Annotated in this window: 22 protein-coding genes; 13 read left to right on the top strand and 9 right to left on the bottom strand. The window is 70.1% G+C overall.

Features of this window, described 5'->3' with window-relative positions; translation table 11 throughout:
• Window positions 1-6 precede the first annotated feature (6 nt).
• Window positions 7-348 (top strand): hypothetical protein, encoded by a 342-nt coding sequence (locus ACZ7CH_RS35545; RefSeq protein ID WP_360398382.1) that lies wholly within the window; start codon window positions 7-9, stop codon window positions 346-348.
• A 72-nt stretch (window positions 349-420) separates the two neighbouring features.
• On the opposite strand, the gene ACZ7CH_RS35540 is transcribed toward ACZ7CH_RS35545, so the two are convergent.
• The 4 genes from ACZ7CH_RS35540 to ACZ7CH_RS35525 form a co-directional block, all read right to left on the bottom strand.
• Window positions 421-1,083, bottom strand: coding sequence for a hypothetical protein (locus ACZ7CH_RS35540; protein ID WP_470375941.1), 663 nt, complete (start codon window positions 1,081-1,083; stop codon window positions 421-423).
• The gene (locus tag ACZ7CH_RS35535) at window positions 1,076-1,654 is read right to left on the bottom strand and encodes a hypothetical protein (protein ID WP_360398378.1); all 579 of its coding nucleotides are present in this window, start codon (window positions 1,652-1,654) and stop codon (window positions 1,076-1,078) included. The genes ACZ7CH_RS35540 and ACZ7CH_RS35535 overlap by 8 nt, the downstream gene beginning before the upstream one ends.
• 70 nt (window positions 1,655-1,724) lie before the next feature.
• Window positions 1,725-2,903, bottom strand: a complete 1,179-nt coding sequence (locus ACZ7CH_RS35530; protein ID WP_470375940.1) for an RtcB family protein — start codon at window positions 2,901-2,903, stop codon at window positions 1,725-1,727.
• A 10-nt stretch (window positions 2,904-2,913) separates the two neighbouring features.
• On the bottom strand, window positions 2,914-3,588 hold the full coding sequence (locus ACZ7CH_RS35525) for a hypothetical protein (protein WP_470375939.1): 675 nt from the start codon (window positions 3,586-3,588) through the stop codon (window positions 2,914-2,916).
• Between the two features lie 101 nt (window positions 3,589-3,689).
• Between ACZ7CH_RS35525 and ACZ7CH_RS35520 the strand changes: the two genes are divergently transcribed.
• Window positions 3,690-5,006, top strand: coding sequence for an NAD(P)-binding domain-containing protein (locus tag ACZ7CH_RS35520; protein WP_470375938.1), 1,317 nt, complete (start codon window positions 3,690-3,692; stop codon window positions 5,004-5,006).
• 205 nt (window positions 5,007-5,211) lie between these two features.
• On the top strand, window positions 5,212-5,754 hold the full coding sequence (gene cpt, locus ACZ7CH_RS35515; protein ID WP_470375937.1) for a chloramphenicol phosphotransferase CPT: 543 nt from the start codon (window positions 5,212-5,214) through the stop codon (window positions 5,752-5,754).
• Between the two features lie 93 nt (window positions 5,755-5,847).
• Here the strand turns inward: cpt and ACZ7CH_RS35510 are convergent, their stop codons facing one another.
• The 4 genes from ACZ7CH_RS35510 to ACZ7CH_RS35495 form a co-directional block, all read right to left on the bottom strand.
• Window positions 5,848-6,219 (bottom strand): heavy metal-responsive transcriptional regulator, encoded by a 372-nt coding sequence (locus ACZ7CH_RS35510; protein WP_360398368.1) that lies wholly within the window; start codon window positions 6,217-6,219, stop codon window positions 5,848-5,850.
• Between the two features lie 94 nt (window positions 6,220-6,313).
• The gene (locus ACZ7CH_RS35505) at window positions 6,314-7,816 is read right to left on the bottom strand and encodes an aldehyde dehydrogenase (NADP(+)) (RefSeq protein ID WP_470375936.1); all 1,503 of its coding nucleotides are present in this window, start codon (window positions 7,814-7,816) and stop codon (window positions 6,314-6,316) included.
• Complete coding sequence (locus ACZ7CH_RS35500; protein ID WP_470375935.1) at window positions 7,813-8,640, bottom strand: NAD-dependent epimerase/dehydratase family protein; 828 nt, start codon at window positions 8,638-8,640, stop codon at window positions 7,813-7,815. Before ACZ7CH_RS35500 ends, ACZ7CH_RS35505 begins: the two co-directional genes overlap by 4 nt.
• A 46-nt stretch (window positions 8,641-8,686) precedes the next feature.
• Complete coding sequence (locus tag ACZ7CH_RS35495) at window positions 8,687-9,475, bottom strand: IclR family transcriptional regulator (RefSeq protein ID WP_360398362.1); 789 nt, start codon at window positions 9,473-9,475, stop codon at window positions 8,687-8,689.
• A 123-nt stretch (window positions 9,476-9,598) separates the two neighbouring features.
• Here ACZ7CH_RS35495 and ACZ7CH_RS35490 point away from each other — a divergent pair, with 123 nt between their 5' ends.
• From ACZ7CH_RS35490 to ACZ7CH_RS35445, 10 genes are all read left to right on the top strand, one after another.
• Window positions 9,599-10,915: a sugar ABC transporter substrate-binding protein gene (locus ACZ7CH_RS35490; RefSeq protein WP_470375934.1), complete on the top strand. Its 1,317-nt coding sequence runs from the start codon at window positions 9,599-9,601 to the stop codon at window positions 10,913-10,915.
• 77 nt (window positions 10,916-10,992) lie between these two features.
• Window positions 10,993-11,883, top strand: coding sequence for a carbohydrate ABC transporter permease (locus tag ACZ7CH_RS35485; protein ID WP_458433687.1), 891 nt, complete (start codon window positions 10,993-10,995; stop codon window positions 11,881-11,883).
• Window positions 11,880-12,761, top strand: a complete 882-nt coding sequence (locus ACZ7CH_RS35480) for a carbohydrate ABC transporter permease (protein WP_470375933.1) — start codon at window positions 11,880-11,882, stop codon at window positions 12,759-12,761. The genes ACZ7CH_RS35485 and ACZ7CH_RS35480 overlap by 4 nt, the downstream gene beginning before the upstream one ends.
• Window positions 12,762-12,769: 8 nt before the next feature.
• A complete protein-coding gene (locus ACZ7CH_RS35475; protein WP_470375932.1) occupies window positions 12,770-13,672 on the top strand; it encodes a 5-dehydro-4-deoxyglucarate dehydratase in 903 nt (300 codons plus the stop codon).
• Between the two features lie 13 nt (window positions 13,673-13,685).
• Window positions 13,686-14,945, top strand: coding sequence for a glucarate dehydratase family protein (locus ACZ7CH_RS35470; RefSeq protein ID WP_470375931.1), 1,260 nt, complete (start codon window positions 13,686-13,688; stop codon window positions 14,943-14,945).
• Window positions 14,939-16,069, top strand: coding sequence for a hypothetical protein (locus ACZ7CH_RS35465; protein WP_470375930.1), 1,131 nt, complete (start codon window positions 14,939-14,941; stop codon window positions 16,067-16,069). The genes ACZ7CH_RS35470 and ACZ7CH_RS35465 overlap by 7 nt, the downstream gene beginning before the upstream one ends.
• Before the next feature lie 158 nt (window positions 16,070-16,227).
• Entirely contained in the window at window positions 16,228-16,596 is a 369-nt protein-coding gene (locus ACZ7CH_RS35460) for a hypothetical protein (RefSeq protein ID WP_360398349.1), read from the top strand.
• 86 nt (window positions 16,597-16,682) lie between these two features.
• Window positions 16,683-17,207, top strand: coding sequence for a hypothetical protein (locus ACZ7CH_RS35455; RefSeq protein WP_470375929.1), 525 nt, complete (start codon window positions 16,683-16,685; stop codon window positions 17,205-17,207).
• An 18-nt stretch (window positions 17,208-17,225) separates the two neighbouring features.
• On the top strand, window positions 17,226-17,609 hold the full coding sequence (locus tag ACZ7CH_RS35450) for an alpha/beta fold hydrolase (RefSeq protein WP_470375928.1): 384 nt from the start codon (window positions 17,226-17,228) through the stop codon (window positions 17,607-17,609).
• Entirely contained in the window at window positions 17,606-17,818 is a 213-nt protein-coding gene (locus ACZ7CH_RS35445) for a hypothetical protein (protein ID WP_470375927.1), read from the top strand. The genes ACZ7CH_RS35450 and ACZ7CH_RS35445 overlap by 4 nt, the downstream gene beginning before the upstream one ends.
• A 337-nt stretch (window positions 17,819-18,155) precedes the next feature.
• Here the strand turns inward: ACZ7CH_RS35445 and ACZ7CH_RS35440 are convergent, their stop codons facing one another.
• A complete protein-coding gene (locus tag ACZ7CH_RS35440; RefSeq protein ID WP_470375926.1) occupies window positions 18,156-19,820 on the bottom strand; it encodes a fumarate hydratase in 1,665 nt (554 codons plus the stop codon).
• Window positions 19,821-19,904 lie beyond the last annotated feature (84 nt).

Here is a 19,904-nt window from a genome sequence, read left to right as displayed (position 1 = left end):
TGTGCCGTGTCCTTCAAGGCGGAGTTCCTCGCTGAGCTGGAGGACTGCCTGCGCGGTTATGGCGCGGTTCCGGTGAGCAACCCCGACGCGCTGGCGTTGTTCGTGGAGTTCGTCCGCTCACTTCCGGAGACCGACCAGAGGCTGCGGTGCCTCGAAGGCGTCGACCAGGGGTCCGGGTCGTTCTGGAACAACCCGGCGGTGTGGTGGGAGCAGGTGCCGCGCTTCGGGACGGGACTGGCCCGGTGCGGGTCGGCGGAGTGCCGCAAGCTGCTCGACGACATGCTCGACGAGGCCATCAGCGACGAGATCGACGTGCTGGAGATGGAGATCCGCGAGCTGCCCAGCTGACCGCCGGCGAGCTGGTGCGGACATGCCTGCCGGCGCCGCAACCTGTTACGGCCGCGGCGCCGGGGCGTTGGATCACCTGGTCGCTACGAGCGACCTGAACAGTTCCCGATAGCGGTGGAGCGCGAGTCGCAGCTCCTCGGTCTCGTGCTTGCCCTCGCCCTTCCACTGCTGGGAGAGCGTGCGGTGGCGCGAGGTCAGCTCCTCGATCGCCTTCTGCACGAGGTCGTCCGCCTTGCGCACCGCGGCGTGCGGGTCGTCGACGAACTCGAACTGCACCGCCTGCCACTCGTCCTCGAGCCGGCCCGGCAACCGCTCGGCCTGGGGGCGCTCGGCCTGCGCCGTGTGCGCGGTCTGGGTGTGGGTCTGGCGTCCGGACTCCTGCGCCCGGCCGTCGTGACGCACGGCGTCCTGGCGGTGGGTCTCGTGGCGCTGCGTTTCCTGGCGCTGGGCCTGCTGCGGCACGACGTCGCGCTGGTGGGTTTCCCGTTGCGCGGCCAGGTTCTCGTGCTGACCACCCTCGCGTTGCACGCCTTCACGCTGCGTACCCTCGCGCTGGGCGTCGACCCGCTGAGCGTCGACCCGCTGGGCCTCGGTGCGCTGGGCGTCGGCGCGCTGCATGTCCTCGCGCTGGGCGTGCGCGGCGCGTTCCTCACGCCGCTCCTCGCGCACCGTCTGGTCCTTCTGCTCCTGCTGTGCCTGCGCTGCCGCGGCCCGTGAGTGGACGGCCTCAGACATCGCTCTTCTCCTTCCGGGGAACGTCCTTGCGGGAACCCGCGCCGCGTTCGAGCAGGTCGTCGAACAGCTCGCGGTAGTGCACCATCGCGGTGCGCAGGTCCTCGGTGCTCGCCTCGCCGATCTCCTGGCGTTCGGAGATGTCGTGTGCCTTGCGGTAGTGCTCCAGCGTCCGCGCGTGCTCGACGGACAGCACGCTCAGCTGCGCCTCGTACCCCTCGGTGGGGTACCCGCGCTCGGCCATCAGGTCGGTCACCAGTCGGTCGGCGTCCGCGATCGCCGTGTTCGGCGAGTCGACGAACTTGGCCTGCACGGTGGCCCAGTGCCGACGGTAACTCTCCTGCGCCGCAGGGGAAAGCGGCTTCAGGTCGAACTCGCTGTGGCGGTGCTCCCGCTCGGCGAGCTCCTTCTCCGCGGCCGTCCTGTCGTCACTTTCCGCGACCGCGCGGTCGTACTCGGGGCCGAAGCGGTCGCGCAGCTTCTTGCGCTGCATGGCGGGCCTCAGCACGAACGCGAGGACCACCAGCACCACGAGAACCGCGACCACCAGACCGATGATGGCGCCCGTTGACATGGAAAAACCTCCAAGACAGGCAGGAACTCTGCTGTCCGGAGGCTTTCCAATGCGCGCGCCGGGGAAACATTCAACCCTTGATACAAACCACCTGCTTGAGCTTGGCGACCACCTCGACCAGGTCGGACTGGTTCGCCATCACGGTGTCGATGTCCTTGTAGGCGCCCGGGATCTCGTCCACCACACCGGAGTCCTTGCGGCACTCCACCCCACTTGTCTGGTCGGCGAGATCCTGCGTCGTGAACGTCTTGCGGGCCTTGTTGCGCGACATCCGCCGGCCCGCGCCGTGCGACGCCGACTGGAACGAGTCGGGGTTGCCGAGCCCGCGCACGATGTACGAACCGGTGCCCATCGAACCGGGGATGATGCCCAGCTCACCGCGGCCGGCGCGGATCGCGCCCTTGCGGGTCACCAGCACGTCCTCGCCGAAGTGCGTCTCCTCCACAACATAGTTGTGGTGGCAGGAGATCGGCTCCTCGAACGCGATGTGCGGGAACTCCGCGCGCAGCACGTCGGACACCAGGCGCAGCATGACCGAACGGTTGCGCCGCGCGTAGTCCTGCGCCCAGTACAGGTCGTGCCGGTACGACGCCATCTCCGGCGTGCCCGCGAGGAACACCGCCAGGTCCGGGTCCGGCAGCTCGGCGTTGTGCGCGAGCGTGCGCGCCACCGCGATGTGGTGCTGCGCCAGCTCGTTGCCGATCCCGCGCGACCCGGAGTGCAGCATCACCCACACCCGCTGGTCGCCGTCGAGGCAGACCTCCAGGAAGTGGTTGCCGCCGCCGAGCGTGCCCATCTGGTGCATCGCCTTGTCGGCACGCGCCTTCACGGCCGGCGTCAGGTCGTCGAACCGCCGCCAGAACGATCCCCAGTCGGACGCGTCCCTCTCGGTGAACGCGGTCGCCCTGTGCTGGCCGAAACCGACGGGCACGACCGACTCCATGCGCGACCTGAGACCACGCAACGTCTCCGGCAGATCGCTCGCTGTGAGCGACGTGCGCACGGCGGTCATGCCGCAGCCGATGTCCACGCCGACGGCCGCGGGGGAGACGGCGTCGCGCAACGCGATCACCGAACCCACCGTGGCCCCCTTGCCGTAGTGCACGTCCGGCATCACGGCGATGTGCTTGACGGCCCACGGCAGCGCGGAGATGTTCTGGAGCTGTCGCATGGCGAACTCCTCGACCTCGTCGGGCCGGGTCCACATGCGGATGTCCACGTTCTGGCCGCGGACGACGGTTGCTGCCATGGGAACGAGGTTAGGCCGCGTTCTCGTTGATCCACAAAGGAGTTTCCGCGGCCGACACGAACTCCCAGGTGCCCTTGCGCACCTTCGCCCTGCTCATGTCGCCGCCCAGGGACGTGACGAACGCGCGCACGACCGGCAGGTCTACGACGCCCGCGATGAGGATCGCCCGGTTCTGGAGCGTGACGCTGCCGCCACCGAGCGTCTCGCGCGCCACGACGTCGTTGAGCAGGCCTTCCCGCAGCTGCTGCGCGGTGATGCCGTCGACCTCGACCTGCACGGCGTCGACCTGCGGCGAGTTCGCGGGCAGGAAGCGGAACGTCAGCACCGACTCCTGCCGGAACCGCTTGCCGATCGTGGCGGCGGCGTGCCGCAGGCCCTCCTCGCCGAGGGTGACGTCGAACTTGCGGGAGCGCTCGAACGTCGTCCGCTGCTGCTCGCTCGACCAGAACACGCCGTCGAGCAGCGTGGAGCGGGTGGTGACGCCGCCGTGGGCGAAGACGATGCCGCGGACCTCGCGGTCGAAGCCGGTCAGCCGGTCCCGCAGGCGGGAGTCGGCGGGGTCGGTGATGATCGCGGTGTTGTTCGTCGCGAAGATCTCCGGCAACGGCAACGGGGTGCCCGCCGCCGTTCCGGTGGTGACCGAGAACGCCAGCACCGACGTGACTGCAACGAGTAGTTTTCGCATGCGCGTCAAGGTATTGGCCCGAGCCGGTCGGCGTGCGGAATCCCAGCAGGCGGGCTGGCCCGATCATTGACAGCCGCACAGAACGTGAGAATCCTTCAGCCATGGATCGCGTGTGCGTCATCGGGGCGGGTTCGTCCGGCATCGCCGCTTGTCAGGTGCTGAGCGCCCGCGGCGTCGACTACGACTGCTACGAGGCCGGCTCCGACATCGGCGGGAACTGGCGCTACCTCAACGACAACGGCATGTCGTCCGCCTACCGCTCGCTCCACATCAACACCTCGCGGCAGATGATGGAGTTCAGGTCCTTCCCGATGCCGGCACACCTGCCGGCGTACCCGTCGCACTTCCAGATCGCCGAGTACTTCGACGACTTCGTGAAGCACCACGGCTTCCGCGACCGCATCCGGTTCCGCGCCGAGGTCACGTCCGTGGTGCCCACCGCCGGTGGCTACGCGGTCACCTCGCGCGACCGGGACACGGGGGAGCCGGTCACGACCTCGTACGGCTCGGTCGTCGTCGCGAACGGGCACCACTGGTCGCCGCGCTGGCCGGAGCCGGCGTTCGAGGGCACGTTCGACGGCGAGCAGATGCACGCGCACTTCTACAAGACGCCGGAGCGGTTCGCCGGCAAGAAGGTCCTGGTGCTCGGCATCGGCAACTCGGCCTGCGACATCGCCGTCGAATCGTCGCGGGTGTCCGCGCGGACGTTCCTGGCGATGCGCCGCGGCGCGCACATCATGCCGAAGTTCCTGTTCGGCATGCCTACCGACCACCTGACGACCTCGCCGCTGGCCCGGTTCGCGCCGTCGTGGCTGCAGGCGCTGTCACTGCGGCTCATGCTGCGGATCTCGCGCGGCAAGCTCACCGACTACGGTCTGCCGCAGCCCGCGCACGGCATCCTCGCCGCGCACCCGACGGTGTCCGACGACCTGCTCACCCGGCTCGGGCACGGCGACATCACGGTGAAGCCGAACGTCGCCCGGCTCGACGGGACCGGTGTCGTCTTCACCGACGGCAGCCGCGAGGACGTCGACGTCATCATCTACTGCACCGGCTACAAGGTCGAGTTCCCGTTCCTGGAGGCGTCCGCGTTCCCCTCGGTGTCGTCGGCCGACAACGAGGTGTCGCTCTACAAGCGGGTCGTCGACCCCGAGCACCCCGGGCTCTACTTCCTCGGGCTGATCCAGCCGCTCGGAGCGGTCATGCCGCTCGCGGAGGCGCAGGCCGAGTGGGTCGCCGACCTGCTCACCGGACGGGCGGTGCTGCCGCCGGTGCCGGACATGAAAGCGGAGGTCCTCGCGTACCGGCAGGGGCTGCGCAGCCGGTACGTCGCGTCGAAGCGGCACACCCTGGAGGTCGACTTCCTCGGGTACCAGCGGGAGCTGTTGGCGGAACGGCGCCGCACGCCCGCTCACTGATATATCGGCTGCTTCGTAGCTCACGACACCCTGCTGACCTGCGCCTTAGCAATGAGTCTTTGGACGACGACCGCAAAAGAATCGTTGCAAAGGGGCAGGACGGCAGCCGGCTGGAGGTGAGCTGACGGTGGTGAGCTGACGGGTGGTGAGCTACGGGAAGGCTGGGGCAGGCGTGACAGGGGAGCGGGCTGGGTACGGTCCAGGTGTGGCTCAGGTGATCGTGCTCAACGGCGGGTCCAGCGCGGGCAAGTCCGGGATCGCGCGGTGCCTGCAGGCGGTGTTCCCGGAGCCGTGGCTGGCGTTCGGGGTGGACACGCTGATCGACGCGATGCCGGCGCGGTTGCGGCTCGGCGAGGAGGGCATCGGGTTCGCCGACGACGGTGAGGTGACCGTCGGCGGGGAGTTCCGCGAGCTGGAGGACGCGTGGATCGGCGGTGTCGCCGCGATGGCACGGGCCGGGGCGCGCGTGATCGTGGACGAGGTGTTCCTCGGCGGCACGGAGTCGCGGGCGCGGTGGGAGAAGGCGCTGGACGGGCTCGACGTGGTGTGGGTCGGGGTGCGGTGCGACGCGACGGTCGCCACCGGGCGTGAGCTCGCCCGCGGGGACCGGGTGAGCGGCATGGCGGAAGCGCAGGCGGACCTGGTGCACCGGGACATGACCTACGACGTCGAGGTCGACACCACGCACACCGAGTCACTGGACTGCGCGAAAGCGATTGCGGGTTTCCTGAGCAGCAAGAACGGCTGAGCCAGGGGGTTCGGTGGGCGCCACACCGAACCGGTGAACGGGACTCAGGTCAGCAGCACTCGCAGCACGTGCAGCACTCGTCCGTCATCGGGATCACCTCCCCTCCGGTGGGCACCACGGGGGACAGTCGGTGCTCTCGACCATCTCCGCCAGCTCGGTGCGGAGCCGGGCCAGCCGCGTCATCTCGGCGTCGATGTCCGCGATGTGCCGCCGCAGCAGCTCCGAGGCGGGTTCGCACGGGCACTCGCCGGTGTCGCGGACGGCCAGCAGCGAGGCGATCTCGCGCAATGTGAGCCCGAACCGCTGGCAGTCGCGGATGAACCGGATCCGCTCGGCGGCCGCCTCCGGGTACTGCCGGTAGCCCGACGACGTGCGCGGCGGGGGAGCGAGCAACCCCGCCCGCTCGTAGTACCGCACCGTGTCCGGCGCGACCCCCACCTCCCGTGCGAGTTCCGCAACTCTCATGCCGCCCACGCTAAACCTGGGAGTGCACTCCAGGGTCAAGCACGACGAAGGGGGCGGCCGGCGTGCTGCCGGCCGCCCCCTTCGGGCGAACGGGTCAGTGCACGCCGAGCACGCCGTCGACGCGGCGCGGGATGCCCAGCGGGTTCGCGTCCTGCAGCTCGGCCGGCAGCAGGGCGTCCGGCCACGACTGGTAGGTCACCGGTGCGATCCAGCGGCGGATCGACGTCGCTCCCACCGAGGTGTGCAGCGGGTTCGTCGTCGACGGCCACGGGCCACCGTGGTGCTGGCCCCACGCCACGGCGACACCGGTCGGCCAGGCGTTGAAGATGATGCGGCCCGCGACGTGCCGCAGGACCTCGGCGACCGCACCGGCCTCGGCGTGGTCCGACTCGGCCGCGTGCACGGTGCCGGTCAGCGTTCCCGGCAGCTTCGCGAGCACGGGGTGCAGCTCCGCGGGCGACGAGTACGTCACGACCAGCGCCGCCGGGCCGAAGTGCTCCTCGGTCAGCTTCTCCAGGTTCTGCTCGAACACCGAGATCGGCACGCTGAACAGCCGCGGCGACACCGCCCACGCCTCGTCCGGCCGGCTGCCGGTCGACACGACGGTCACCAGGTCCGACGCGGCCAGCGCGTCCGTCGAGGCGGTGTAGGAGTCGCACATCCGCTCGTTGAGCATCGCGCCACCGGCCGTCGCCGCCACCGCCTCGCCCAGCGCGGGCACCAGCTCCGCGGGCGCGAACACCAGGCCGGGGTTCGTGCAGAACTGGCCGACGCCCATCGTCAGCGACTGCGCGAAACCGGCGGCGACGTCCGGGGTTGCCGCACCCGGCAGGATCACCGTCGGGTTCACGCTGCCCAGCTCGCCGTAGAACGGGATCGGGTCCGGCCTGCCCTGCGCCAGGTCGAACAACGCCCGCCCGCCACCGGTCGACCCGGTGAAGCCGACGGCCCGCACGACCGGGTGCTGCACCAGGGCCACGCCGGCCTGGGTGCCGTAGACGATCCCGAACACGCCCTCGGGCGCACCGGCCGCGCGCAGCGCGTCCACGACCACGCGGGCGGTCTCCCGCGAGGTCGACGGGTGCGCCGAGTGTGCCTTCACCACGACGGAACAGCCGGACGCGAGCGCGGACGCCGTGTCACCGCCGGCCACCGAGAACGCGAACGGGAAGTTCGACGCGGAGAACACCGCGACCGTCCCCAGTGGACGCAGCACGCGGCGCAGCACCGGGCGCGGCGGGATGATGTCCGGGTTCGCCGAGTCCAGCGTCGCCTCGACGTAGCTGCCCTCGCGCAGCACCTCCGCGAACAGCCGCAGCTGGTTCGTCGTGCGCTTGAGCTCGGTGGTCAGCCGCGGCACGCCCAGCGCCGTCTCGCTGTCCGCGGTGGCGACCAGCAGCTCCGACTCCGCGTCGAGCGCGTCGGCGACCGCCTCCAGCACCACCGCGCGGTCGGCGGCCGGCGCGAGCGACCACGCCGGGAACGCGACGGCGGCAGCCGAGGCGATCCAGTCCACCTCGCTGTCCGGGGTCTTGGCGACCGGTTCGCCGAACGGCTCACCGGTGCGCGGGTTGTATCCCTGAACGACGTGGCTCAACGCCCTGCCTCCTTGACTGCCGTGTCGAAATCGGGGCCGCACCAGGCCCCGCCCACGTACTTGCCCGCATACGACGACGGGTCGAGCTCACCGCCGTGCGCGGCCAGCACCTCTTCCGCGAACACCTCGGAGTCGTCCTGCGGTTCGTAGCCCAGCGCGCGGGCCTCGTCGAGCGAGAACCAGCCGCGCGTGTTGGCCGAGACGCCCCACACGATCCGGAACCCCGGTGAGGCGACCGACAGCGCCGCCTCGAACAGCCGGGCGCCGTCGTCGGGTGACATCCACGTCGACAGCATCCGCACGTCGCGCGGCTTCGGGAAGCACGAGCCGATGCGCAGTGCGATCACGTCCATCCCGTAGCGGTCGGCGTACAACGACCCCAGCGCCTCCAGCGCCACCTTCGACACACCGTAGTAGGTGTCCGGGCGCGGGAAGAGGTAGTCACCGGCCTCGCCGTCGGCGCGTTCGACGTACCCGACGGCGTGGTTGGAGCTCGCCAGCACCACCCGGCGCACACCGGCGCGGCGCGCGGCCTCCAGGACCGTGTGCGTGCCGTCGATGTTGACCCGCAGGATCTTCTCCCACGACTCCTCCAGGCTGTGCCCGCCGAGGTGGATCACGGCGTCCACGTCCCGCATCGCCGCCTCCATTGCGGCCATGTCGGTCACCGATGCCTGGACGAGCTCGACGTCCTCGCCGTCCGCCGCGGCGGGCAGCTCGGCGATGTCCAGCAGCCGCAGGACACGGCCCTGTGCGGCGAGCCGGGGACGCATGAGCGTTCCCACCACGCCGGCCGCGCCGGTGATCAGGATGCGTGCGGTCACGGGTTCGACCCCTCCGTCGTGTGCGTGTGTCTGGTGGAGCTCGGGTTCAGCGGCCGAACTGGCGGAGGAGCTCGGTGATCGTCCTGGCGGCGTCCAGCAGGGCGGCGATGACCTGCCGCTCGTGTTCCGGGGTCAGCCGGCCCAGCGGGACAGAGCAGCTCATCGCGTCCAGCACGGGGTTGCGGTACGGCAGGGCGACGGCGAAGCAGCCGAGCCCCGGCGTGTTCTCCTCGCGCTCGTGGGCGTACCCGGCGTTGCGGAACCCGGCGAGCTGCTCGTGCAGGGCCGCCCGGTCGGTCACCGTGTTCGGCGTCAGCGGCGCCAGCCCGTCGGGAAGGATCAGGTCGACCTCCTCCGGCGTCCGCGTGGACAGCACGGCCTTGCCCAGCGACGTGGAGTGCGCTGGCAGCCGGCGGCCGACGCGCGAGACGACGCGCAGGTGGTGCTCGGACTCGCGGCTCGCCAGGTAGACGACGTCGGCACCGTCCAAACGGGCGAGGTGCACGGTCTCGTTGATCTCCTGGCGCACCTGCTCCATCACCCGGATGGCCGCCCGCACGACGGGGTCGTGGTCCAGGTAGGACGTACCGACGAGCAGCGCGCGAACACCGATGCCGTAGGTGCCCCTGTCCGAGTCGACCTCCACCCAGCCGCGCGCGACGAGCGTCTGCAGCAGCATGTAGAGGCTGGACTTGGGGTAGCTGAGCTCGCGGTGCAGCTCCGTGAGCGTCAGCCTGCGGTCTGACGCGGACAGCACCTCGAGCAGCTCCACCGTGCGGTCGGCGGACTTCACCGCACCCGGACGAGCCGTGCCCTTGTCGATCGGCGACGCCACCTGGCCTCCTCGAAACAGGAAAGCAACTTGCCCTTGACACGTTGCTGTCCTGATTCTTACAGTCCTGCACCAGGTTCACAAGTACGACCCAGGTTCACATACCTGAACTCGAAGGGCCTGACGATGCGCCGTAGAACAGCCACCACCGTCGCCACGCTCAGCGTGGCCGCCCTGCTCGCGGGGTGTGGCAGCGGCAGCACGGCCTCGTCGGCCAAGGACCCGGACAAGCCCCTCGAGGTGTGGACCCGCTCGACCGAGGCGACGGCGAAGGTCTACGAGAAGATCTTCAAGTCCTTCACCGAGAAGACCGGTGTGCGGGTCGACTACAAGCCGATCTTCAACGACTTCGACAAGCAGGTGCAGCAGCGCGCCGCGTCGAAGGACCTCCCCGACGTCGTCATCACCGACACCGGCTCGCTCGGCAACTTCGTCAAGCAGGGCTGGACGACCGAGGTGAACCGCGGAGACGTCGGGGGTGGCTCCGACGTCGTCGACCGCGCGTGGAACAACGCCAAGGGCGCGGACGGAAAGTTCTACGCCATCCCCTACTCCACCCAGGCGATGGTCACGCTGATCCGCAAGGACTGGCGCGAGAAGCTCGGCAAGCCGATCCCCACGACGTGGGAGGAGCTCGACGACCTCGCGAGGGCCTTCACCCGCGACGACCCCGACGGCAACGGGCAGAACGACACCTACGGCATGCTCGTCCCCGGCACCACCGACCGCGGCTACCTCGCCTGGTGGGCGTCGAGCTACATCTGGCAGGGCGGCGGCGACATCCTGGAGGAGCAGGGCGACGGCAAGTTCCGCGTCGGCATCGACTCCCCGGAGTCGGTCAAGGCCGTCGAACGGCTGCGCAAGCTCTTCTGCGAGGACAAGGTCGTGCAGCCCGGCTCGCTGACGCTGGGCACCAACGACGCGCACCCGCTGTTCGAGGCCGGCAAGAGCGGCATCTACCTCACCGGCCCCTACATGATCGGCCGCTTCGACAAGTCGGTCGGCAAGGACAGGTACGAGGTCATCGCGTCCCCGCGCGGCCCGGCCGGTGCCACCGTGCTCGGTGAGGGCGAGAACATCTACCGGATGGCCGGCTCCGCGAAGACCGCCGACCAGCAGAAGCTCGCCGAGTACCTCATCACGCCCGAGGCGCAGCAGGCCGGCATGAAGGGCGACCCGCAGCCCGTGGTCCGCCTGCCCGTCAACAAGAACGTCGACGTCGACGCGACCTACGACGACCCGCGCTGGGCAACCGTGGCGGGCGTGTACTCCAGCGAGGCGCGGCCGTTCCCGAGCGTCCCGAACTTCGCGCCGTTCCGGCAGAAGACCTCGGAGACCCTGAACTCCATCCTCGCGAAGTGCCCCGCCGACTCCTCGGCCGAGCTGAGGTCGCTCGCGGAGGCGCTCAAGAAGGAGCTCGACAACCAGAAGGCGTCGAAGTGACGGCAGTGCGGTCACCCGGCGACACCCGAGACGTGGGCTTGACGGCTAGTGGCGGCGGTGCCGTCGAGACCCACCCCGTGAGGCGGCGCCGCCGGCGCCGCCTCACGGGAGCCACCTTCGTCCCCTGGCTGTTCCTGCTCCCCGCCGCGCTGATCTTCCTGGTCTTCAAGTTCATCCCGATGGCAGAGGGCATCCGGCTCTCGCTGTACCAGGTGCGGCCGTTCCTCGGTGACATCTTCGTCGGGTTCGAGAACTACGCCACGATCCTGCGGGACGAGAAGTTCCTGACCGCCGGCTGGCACACCCTCGTGCTGGCCGGCGGTCAGACGGCCGGTGCGATGGTGATCGGCTTCTTCCTCGCGTTGTTGCTGGAAGGCCACACCAAGACGCTGTGGTTCGTGCGGTCCGCGGTGTTCCTGCCCGTCGTGGCGGCCACCGCGGTCATCGGTGAGATCTGGCGGCTGTTCTTCTACCCGGCACCGGAAGGCTTCCTCAACGAGCTCATCTCGTGGGTCGGGCTCGGCCCGTGGGAGTACATCCACGACCCCGGCACGTCGCTGGTGTCGGTGATGTTCGTCGGCATCTGGAAGCACGCGCCGTACGACATGGTGCTGATCCTCGCCGGTCTGGCCGGCATCGACCGCCGGCAGTACGAGGCGGCCGCGATCGACGGTGCCTCGACGCCCCAGCGGATCTGGAACGTGACACTGCCCGCGTTGCGGCCCGTCATCACGATCCTGCTGACACTGGCGGCGATCCGCGGCCTGCGCGTGTTCACCGAGGTGTACGTGCTGACCGGCGGCGGACCGGCCGGGTCGACCGACGTCTGGATGACCCGCGTCTACACCACCGCGTTCGAGCAGTCCGAAGCCGGGCTCGCCTCCGCTGGCTCCGTGCTGTTGTTCCTGGTTACCTTGGTTTTGACGGTCAGCGTGCAGTGGTACCGCCGCCGGAGGGAGGCGCGATGAGCAGCGTCAACTCAAGCCGTTTCGACAGCGCCCTCGGCTGGTCCACCCACACCGGCGCGTGGTTCAGCCGGGGTCTCCGCTTCGTCCTGAGCGCCCTCGCGGTGGTCCTCTTCTGCGGGCCGCTGCTGGTCATCTTCTCGGGCGCCTTCGACCACAACCCGGACCCGACGAAGCTGTCGGTGGTACCGGACGACCCGTCGCTGATCAACTTCCGGGTCGCGGCGGAGAACAGGATCTGGCACTACCTGGCCAACTCGCTGATCATCGCCGGCGGCGCCTTGGTGCTGCAGCTCGCGGTCAGCGTGTTCGCCGCCTACGCGCTGGCGCGCAAGAAGTTCCGCGGACAGGCCATCGCGCTGCTGGTCATCCTCGCCACGATGATGCTGCCGGAGGAGGTCATCGCGATCCCGCTGTCCCTGGTGATCGGCGACCTCCCGCTGCTGCACGTGAGCCTCAGGGGCACCCTGCTCGGCGTCATCCTCCCGTTGGGGGCGTGGGGTTTCTCCATCTTCGTCATGACGGAGTTCATGAGGGAGATCCCCGCGGAGCTGGAGGAGGCGGCCAAAGTGGACGGTGCGGGGGAGCTGCGGCTCTTCGCGCAGATCATCCTCCCGCTGTGCAGGCCGGCGCTGGGCGTCATCGCCGTGTTCGGCTTCAACATGATCTGGGAGCAGTACCTGCTCCCCCTGATCGTCGCCGCCGACCCCTCCGACTACACGCTCACGGTCGCACTGCTCGCGCTCCGCTCCGACGACATGGTCGGGACGGGGATCGTGCTGGCCGGTGCGTTGCTGGCGCTGGTACCGAGCCTGGTCGTGTACCTGTCGCTGCAGAAGTCCTTCCTGCGTGGGATCACCACGGGAGCGATCAAGGGATGAGTGCTGGTATGCAACTCGATGGTGTGCTGTTCTTTCCGGTGACCCCGTTCGACACCGAGGGAAACATCGCCTGCGACGTGCTCGCCGAGCACGTCAAGCACGGTGTGTCGGCCGGTCCGGGCGCGGTGTTCGTCGCCTGCGGCACCGGCGAGTTCCACGCGTTGGAGCTGGCGGAGTTCGAACGCGCGGTGGCGGTCGCGGTGGAGGCGACCGGCGGGCGGGTGCCGGTGTTCGCCGGTGCCGGCGGCTCGGTGGCGTTCACCAAGCAGTTCGTGCGGGCCGCCGAACGCGCCGGTGCCGACGGCATCCTGCTGCTGCCGCCGTACCTCGTGACGAACCCGGCCGCCGGCCTCGTGCGGTACGTGGCCGAGGTCGCGGGCGCCACGGAGCTGCCGATCATCGTGTACCAGCGCAACAACGCGCGGTTCACGCCGGACACCGCCGTCGAGGTCGCGTCGATCCCGAACGTCATCGGCCTCAAGGACGGCCTGGGCGACCTCGACCAGATGCAGCGCATCGTGCTCTCGGTGCGCGCCGGCGTCGACAAGCCGTTCCAGTTCTTCAACGGCCTGCCGACCGCGGAGATGACCCAGCTCGCCTACCGGGCCATCGGCGTCGAGCTGTACTCGTCGGCGGTGTTCTGCTTCGCGCCGGAGATCTCCCTCGGCTTCTACCAGGCCGTGCAGTCGGGGAACACCGAGCTGGTCAACCGGTTCCTGCACGAGTTCTACAAGCCGCTGGTCGAGCTGCGCGACCAGGTCCCCGGCTACGCCGTCGCCCTGGTGAAGGCGGCCGTGCGCGCGAACGGCCTCGACGTCGGCGGCGTGCGCGCGCCGCTGGTCGACCCGTCCGAAGAACACCTCGCCGCACTGGACAAGATCATCGTCGCGGGCAAGGCCCTGCTGGCCTGAGGGGACGGTCGCCGTGAAGATCACCGAGATTGTTCTGACACCGATCGCGTTCCGCGACCCGCCGCTGCTGAACTCGGCCGGCGTGCACGAGCCGTGGGCGCTGCGCACGATCGTCGAGGTGCACACCGACGAGGGCATCTCCGGGCTGGGGGAGACCTACGGCGACCTCGGGCACCTGGAGCGCTCGCGGTCCGTCGTCGGCTCGCTCGTCGGCCTGGACGTGTTCGCGCTCAACGAGATGCACGCGCGCGTCTCCGCCGTGCTCGGCGGCACCGTCGGGCTCGACAAGCACGGCCTGACCGGTCAGATCACCGCGGAGAGCACCGTCGACCGGGTGTTCTCGCCGTTCGAGGTCGCGTGCCTGGACATCCAGGGCAAGGCGCTCGGCCGCCCGGTGCACGACCTGCTGGGCGGCGCCGTCCGCCCGGCGGTGCCGTACTCCGCCTACCTGTTCTACAAGTGGGACGGGCACCCCGGTGCCGAACCCGACGAGTGGGGCGCGGCGGTCGACCCCGCGGGCATCGTGGCGCAGGCGCAGAAGATGATCGGGCAGTACGGCTTCGGGTCGATCAAGCTCAAGGGCGGCGTCTTCCCGCCGGAGCAGGAGGTCGAGGCGATCCGCGCGCTGCGCGAGGCGTTCCCCGGCCACCCGCTGCGGCTCGACCCGAACGCGGCCTGGTCCCCGGCGACGTCGCTGCGGGTCGCGGCCGAGCTGGACGGCGTCCTGGAGTACCTGGAGGACCCGACCGCGCAGATCGCCGGCATGGCCGAGGTGGCCGCGCAGGCGCCGATGCCGTTGGCCACCAACATGTGCGTGGTCGCGTTCGAGCACCTGCGGCCGTCGGTCGAGCAGGGTGCCGTGCAGGTGATCCTGTCCGACCACCACTACTGGGGCGGGCTGCAGCGGTCGCGGCAGCTGGGCATGATCTGCCAGACGTTCGGCATCGGCCTGTCGATGCACTCGAACTCGCACCTGGGCATCTCGCTGGTCGCCATGACGCACCTGGCCGCCGCGACGCCGAACCTGAACTACGCCTGCGACACGCACTACCCGTGGAACGCGGCCGACGAGGTCGTCGAACCCGGCGTGCTGTCCTTCGTGGACGGTGCGGTGCCGGTGCCCACCGGTCCGGGCCTGGGCGTGTCGCTCGACCGGGACGCGCTGGCCCGGCTGGCGGAGAACTACGAGCGGTGCGGCATCACGGCCCGTGACGACACGGGGTACATGCAGAAGTTCGACCCGAGCTACGAGAGGAAGCGCCCCCGGTGGTGAAGTCGGTTGTCCACGCCTACCCGTGGGACCTGATCGGTGATCCTGACGCCGTTGCGCGGTACCGGGACCTCGGTGTCGACGCGGTCGCCCTGGCCGCCTCGTACCACACGGTGCGGGCGGCGACCCCCTTGCACCCGGAGCACCGTCTGGTCGACGCGCGGCACGCGGCGCTCTACCTGCCCGTGCGCCCGGAGAAGTACGGGCGGCTCGTGCCGGCGGAACCGTCCTGGGTGGACGGTCCCGACTCGTTCGGCGAGGCGGCCGCGCTGGTCCGTGCGGCCGGGCTGCCGGTGTACGCGTGGACCGTGCTGACGCACAGCTCGCGGCTGGGCGACCTGCACCCGGACATCACCGTGGTGAACGCGTTCGGCGACCGGTACCCGTACGCGTTGTGCACGGCGCAGCCCGACGTCGTGGAGTACACGTCGGCGCTGGTGTCGGAGGTGCTGGAGCTCGGCGCGCCGGACGGGGTCGTCCTGGAGGCCTGCGGGCCGCTGGGGTTCGTCCACGGCGGGCACCACGAGAAGACCGACGGAACCGACTGGAACGCGGTGCAGCAGAAGCTGTTGTCGCTCTGCTTCTGCTCGGCCTGCACCGCCCTGTACGCCGACCCGGACGCCGTGCGCGCAGCGGTGCGGGCTGGGGTCGACCGCGGCGCACCCGGCGTCGAGGAAGCGCTGGGTGCGCTCGCGGACGACGTCCGCGCGGTGCGCACGGGTGTGGTGCGGTCGTTGCGGCAACGCGTCGTCGGTGAGATCCGTGCCGCCGCGCCTTCCGTCCGGATCGGCATGCACGTGACGGCGGACCCGTGGGGCACCGGGCCGTTCGCGACCGTCGCCGGCGGGCTGGACGCGGACGTCGACGTGCTCACCACCATGTGCTGGCCGGGCCCGGAGGTCGCGGTGCCGGGCATCGAGGCGTTGCGCGCGGCCGCCCCGGACACGCGGATCGCCGCGTACGTGCTGGGACTGCCGCCGAAACCGGCCGACGGAGCGGCGCTGTCGAAGGAGTGGCTGGCGTACGCGGACGCGGGGGTTGAGGAGTTCCACCTCTACCACGGCGGCCTGGCGTCGGCGGCCCGGCTGGAGGCGCTGCGCGAGGCGGTCGCGGCCGTTTCCCGGTAACTGTGAAGCGAACTCGCTGCAACCCGTTGTGAGCGCGGTTCCGTCCTTGGTGCATGAGGCACATCGGAACCGTAGTTGGCACTGGCGCCCTGCTGCTGGTGATGACCGCCTGTGGCAGTGCGCAGAACACCGGCACTGGAGCAGGTGGCGGTCCAACCTTGCCGACCGCCACCTCGTCCTCCTCGGAGGTGCCGCCGGGCATCGCGCCCGGTGAGGTGCCGCCCGACGGCACACCGGTGACGAAGCTGGACACCAACGCCCTGGCGTCGGACTACCCGCGCACCGCGTGGACCCAGGGCGACGGCAAGACCGTCACCGTCGTGGCCCAGGAGGCCGGGTGCGGCAAGGCCAGCGCGTCGGTGCTGGAGCAGTCGGCGTCGGTGGTGAAGATCGAGCTGCTGGAGACGCTGCCGCTCACCAAGCAGATGTGCACGATGGACATCCGCTTCCCCCCGCTGAAGGTGCAGCTGGACGAGCCCCTGGGTGAGCGCACGGTCGTGCTGACGTCGCGGCAGGAACAGAAGTAGACCTCCCTCCCCCCGGTGCCCGGCCGGCACCTGCCCCGTCGGCCGGGCACCACCCGCGCTCAGCTCCGTTTGCAAGGATGGTGCGCATGAGAAACGTCGTCGCTGCCGTTGCTCTCGCTGTCGTGGTCGCCGGGTGCTCGTCCGGTGGCACGTCGAGCGCGCCGGGTTCGAGCTCCTCCTCCGGTGTCCCGCCGACCGGGACGTCCGCGCCCGGCGCGTCGACGCCGGGGTCGAGCTCGCCCTCCGCCCCCGTGCAGCCGCCGGTGTCGATCTCGCAGGAGAAGCCGGTCGTGCCGCCGGACGTCACGCCGGTGCCTCAGGAGAAGGTCGACTCGACATCGTTGTCAGAGACCTTCCGCACCGAGGCGTACGTGTTCGGCGACGGTCGCGACGTCGAGGTCTTCGGCGTCGGCGGTGGCTGCAAGGAGGCCCGCGCCGAGGTGACCGCGCAGTCCGCCGAGGTCGTGCAGGTGACGCTGGTGACGATCACCAAGCAGCCGCCGGGCACGGTCTGCACGCAGGAGGTCCGCGAGGTCCCGCTGACCGTCCGCCTCGACGCGCCGCTGGGCGACCGCAGGCTCGTGCTGGAGTCCCGCGAGGAGTCCGGCTGACGGCTGGGGCACTGATAAGTGGATCTTCGCCTGGGGAACCGCGAGCTGCACGTGCACGACGTCGGGGAGGGCGTGCCGGTCTTCTGGCACCACGGCACGCCCAACCTCGGCCTCCCGCCCGAGCCGTTGTTCCGGCCGGGCGTCCGCTGGCTCTCGTACGACCGGCCCGGCTACGGCAGGTCGACCCCGCTGCCCGGTCGTTCGGTGGCGTCGGCCGCGACTGATATATCGCACATCGCCGACGAGCTCGGCCTGTCGGCGTTCGCGGTCGTCAGCTATTCCGATGGAGGCCCGCACGCCTTGGCCGTGCCGCTCTGCTCGGTGACCGCGTCACCGCCGTCGTCGCCGCCGCGTGCCTGGCGCCGTTCGACGCCGCGGGCCTCGACCACTTCGCCGGCATGATCCCCTCCGGCTCGGCCTCGCTGCGTGCTGCGGCTGCGGGCCGTGCGGCGAAGGAGCAGCACGAGTCCTCCGGCGCCGAGTACGACCCGGAGTTCACCGAGGCGACCTCGCCGTGCTGCGCGGTGACTGGTCGTGGTTCGAGCAGGTCGTCGGTCCCGCCCTCGCCAACGGCCCTGGCCCGCTCATCGACGACGACCTCGCCCACGTGACCTCGTGGGGCTTCGACCCGTCGGCCATCAGCGCACCGACCGTGCTGCTGCACGGCGAACGCGACGGCATCGCCCCCGCCGCACACGCCCGCTGGCCGGCCGCATCCCCGGCGCCGAGCTCCGCCTGTTCGCCGACGACGGCCGCATCTCCGTGCTCACCCACGTGCCCGCCGTCCTCGACCAGCTCCTACCTGCCCCTTTGCAACGACTCTTTGGACGACGATCGCAAAAGAATCGTTGCAAAGGGGTGGGCCAAGCAACGGCCGGGTCAACCGATATATCAGTTGGCCCGGCCGTTGAGGTGTTGCGGCAGCTCGGCTGGAAGCCGCTGTGCGAGCTAGCGGCGGAAGCTGATCTGCAGGGTCGGGGCGGAGGTCTCGGCGAAGAAGTCGTTGCCCTTGTCGTCGACGACGACGAACGCCGGGAAGTCCTCGACCTCGATCTTCCAGACCGCCTCCATGCCGAGCTCGGGGTACTCCAGCACCTCGACCTTGCGGATGCAGTCCTGCGCCAGGCGTGCCGCCGGGCCGCCGATCGAACCGAGGTAGAAGCCGCCGTGCGTGGCGCACGCGGACGTCACCTGCTTGGAGCGGTTGCCCTTCGCGAGCATCACCAGCGAGCCGCCCGCGGCCTGGAACTGCTCGACGTAGGAGTCCATGCGGCCGGCGGTCGTCGGGCCGAACGACCCGGAGGCGTACCCCTCCGGCGTCTTGGCCGGGCCCGCGTAGTAGACCGGGTGGTCCTTCAGGTACTGCGGCATCTCTTCGCCGGCGTCGAGGCGTTCCTTGATCTTGGCGTGCGCGATGTCGCGGGCCACGACCAGCGGACCGGTCAGCGACACGCGGGTCTTCACCGGCAGCTGGGTGAGGACCTCGCGGATCTCGGCCATCGGGCGGGTGAGGTCGATGCGGACGACCTCGTCGGACAGGTCCTCGCCCTCGACCTCGGGCAGGAACTGGGCCGGGTCGCGTTCGAGCTGTTCCAGGAACACGCCCTCTGCGGTGATGCGGGCCTTGGCCTGGCGGTCCGCCGAGCACGACACCGCGATGCCGACCGGCAGGGACGCGCCGTGGCGGGGCAGGCGGATGACGCGCACGTCGTGGCAGAAGTACTTGCCGCCGAACTGGGCGCCGATGCCGAAGTTGCGGGTCAGCTCCAGGACCTGCTGCTCCAGGTCGCGGTCGCGGAACGCGTGGCCCGACGCCGAACCCTCCGACGGCAGGTTGTCCAGGTAGCGGGCCGACGCCAGCTTCGCGACCTTCAGGTTCTGCTCCGCGGACAGGCCACCGACCACCACCGCGAGGTGGTACGGCGGGCAGGCGGCGGTGCCGAGCGAGCGCAGCTTCTCGTCGAGGAACGACGCGAGGCGCTTCGGGTTCAGCACCGCCTTCGTCTCCTGGTACAGGAACGTCTTGTTCGCGCTGCCGCCGCCCTTGGCCATGAACAGGAACTCGTACATCGGGTCCTGGCCGGGCTTGTGGAACACCTCGATCTGCGCGGGCAGGTTGGTGCCGGTGTTCTTCTCGTCCCAGAACGTCAGCGGCGCCATCTGCGAGTAGCGCAGGTTGAGCTCCTGGTAGGCCTCGTAGACGCCGCGGGCCAGGGCCTGCTCGTCGTCGCCGCCGGTCAGGACCGTCTCCGTGCGCTTGCCCATGATGATCGCCGTGCCGGTGTCCTGGCACATCGGCAGCACGCCGCCGGAGGAGATGGCCGCGTTGCGCAGCAGGTCCATCGCGACGAAGCGGTCGTTGCCGGACGCCTCGGGGTCGTCGATGATCTTGCGCAGCTGGGCGAGGTGCGACGGGCGCAGCAGGTGCTGGATGTCGCGGACGGCTTCCTTCGCGAGCAGCGTCAGGGTCTCCGGCGCGATCTCCAGGAACCTGCGGTCGCCGGCCTCGATCAGCTTCACCCCGTCGGAGGTGACGAGGCGGTACTCGGTCTCGGTGTCCTTCGCGAGCGGGAGGACGTCGGTGTACTCGAAAGTGGTGGGCACGGCGTACACAACTCCAACGGTGTGCAGTTCGGATCAGAAAACCGTACCGCCACCAAAGGGACGTACCACGCCCCGTCCACCGTGTTCTTCGCT

It is taken from the genome of Lentzea sp. NPDC037011, assembly GCF_055607425.1.
The sequence above is the reverse complement of the archived record's forward strand: the minus strand, read 5'-3'. Positions and strand labels throughout refer to the sequence as shown.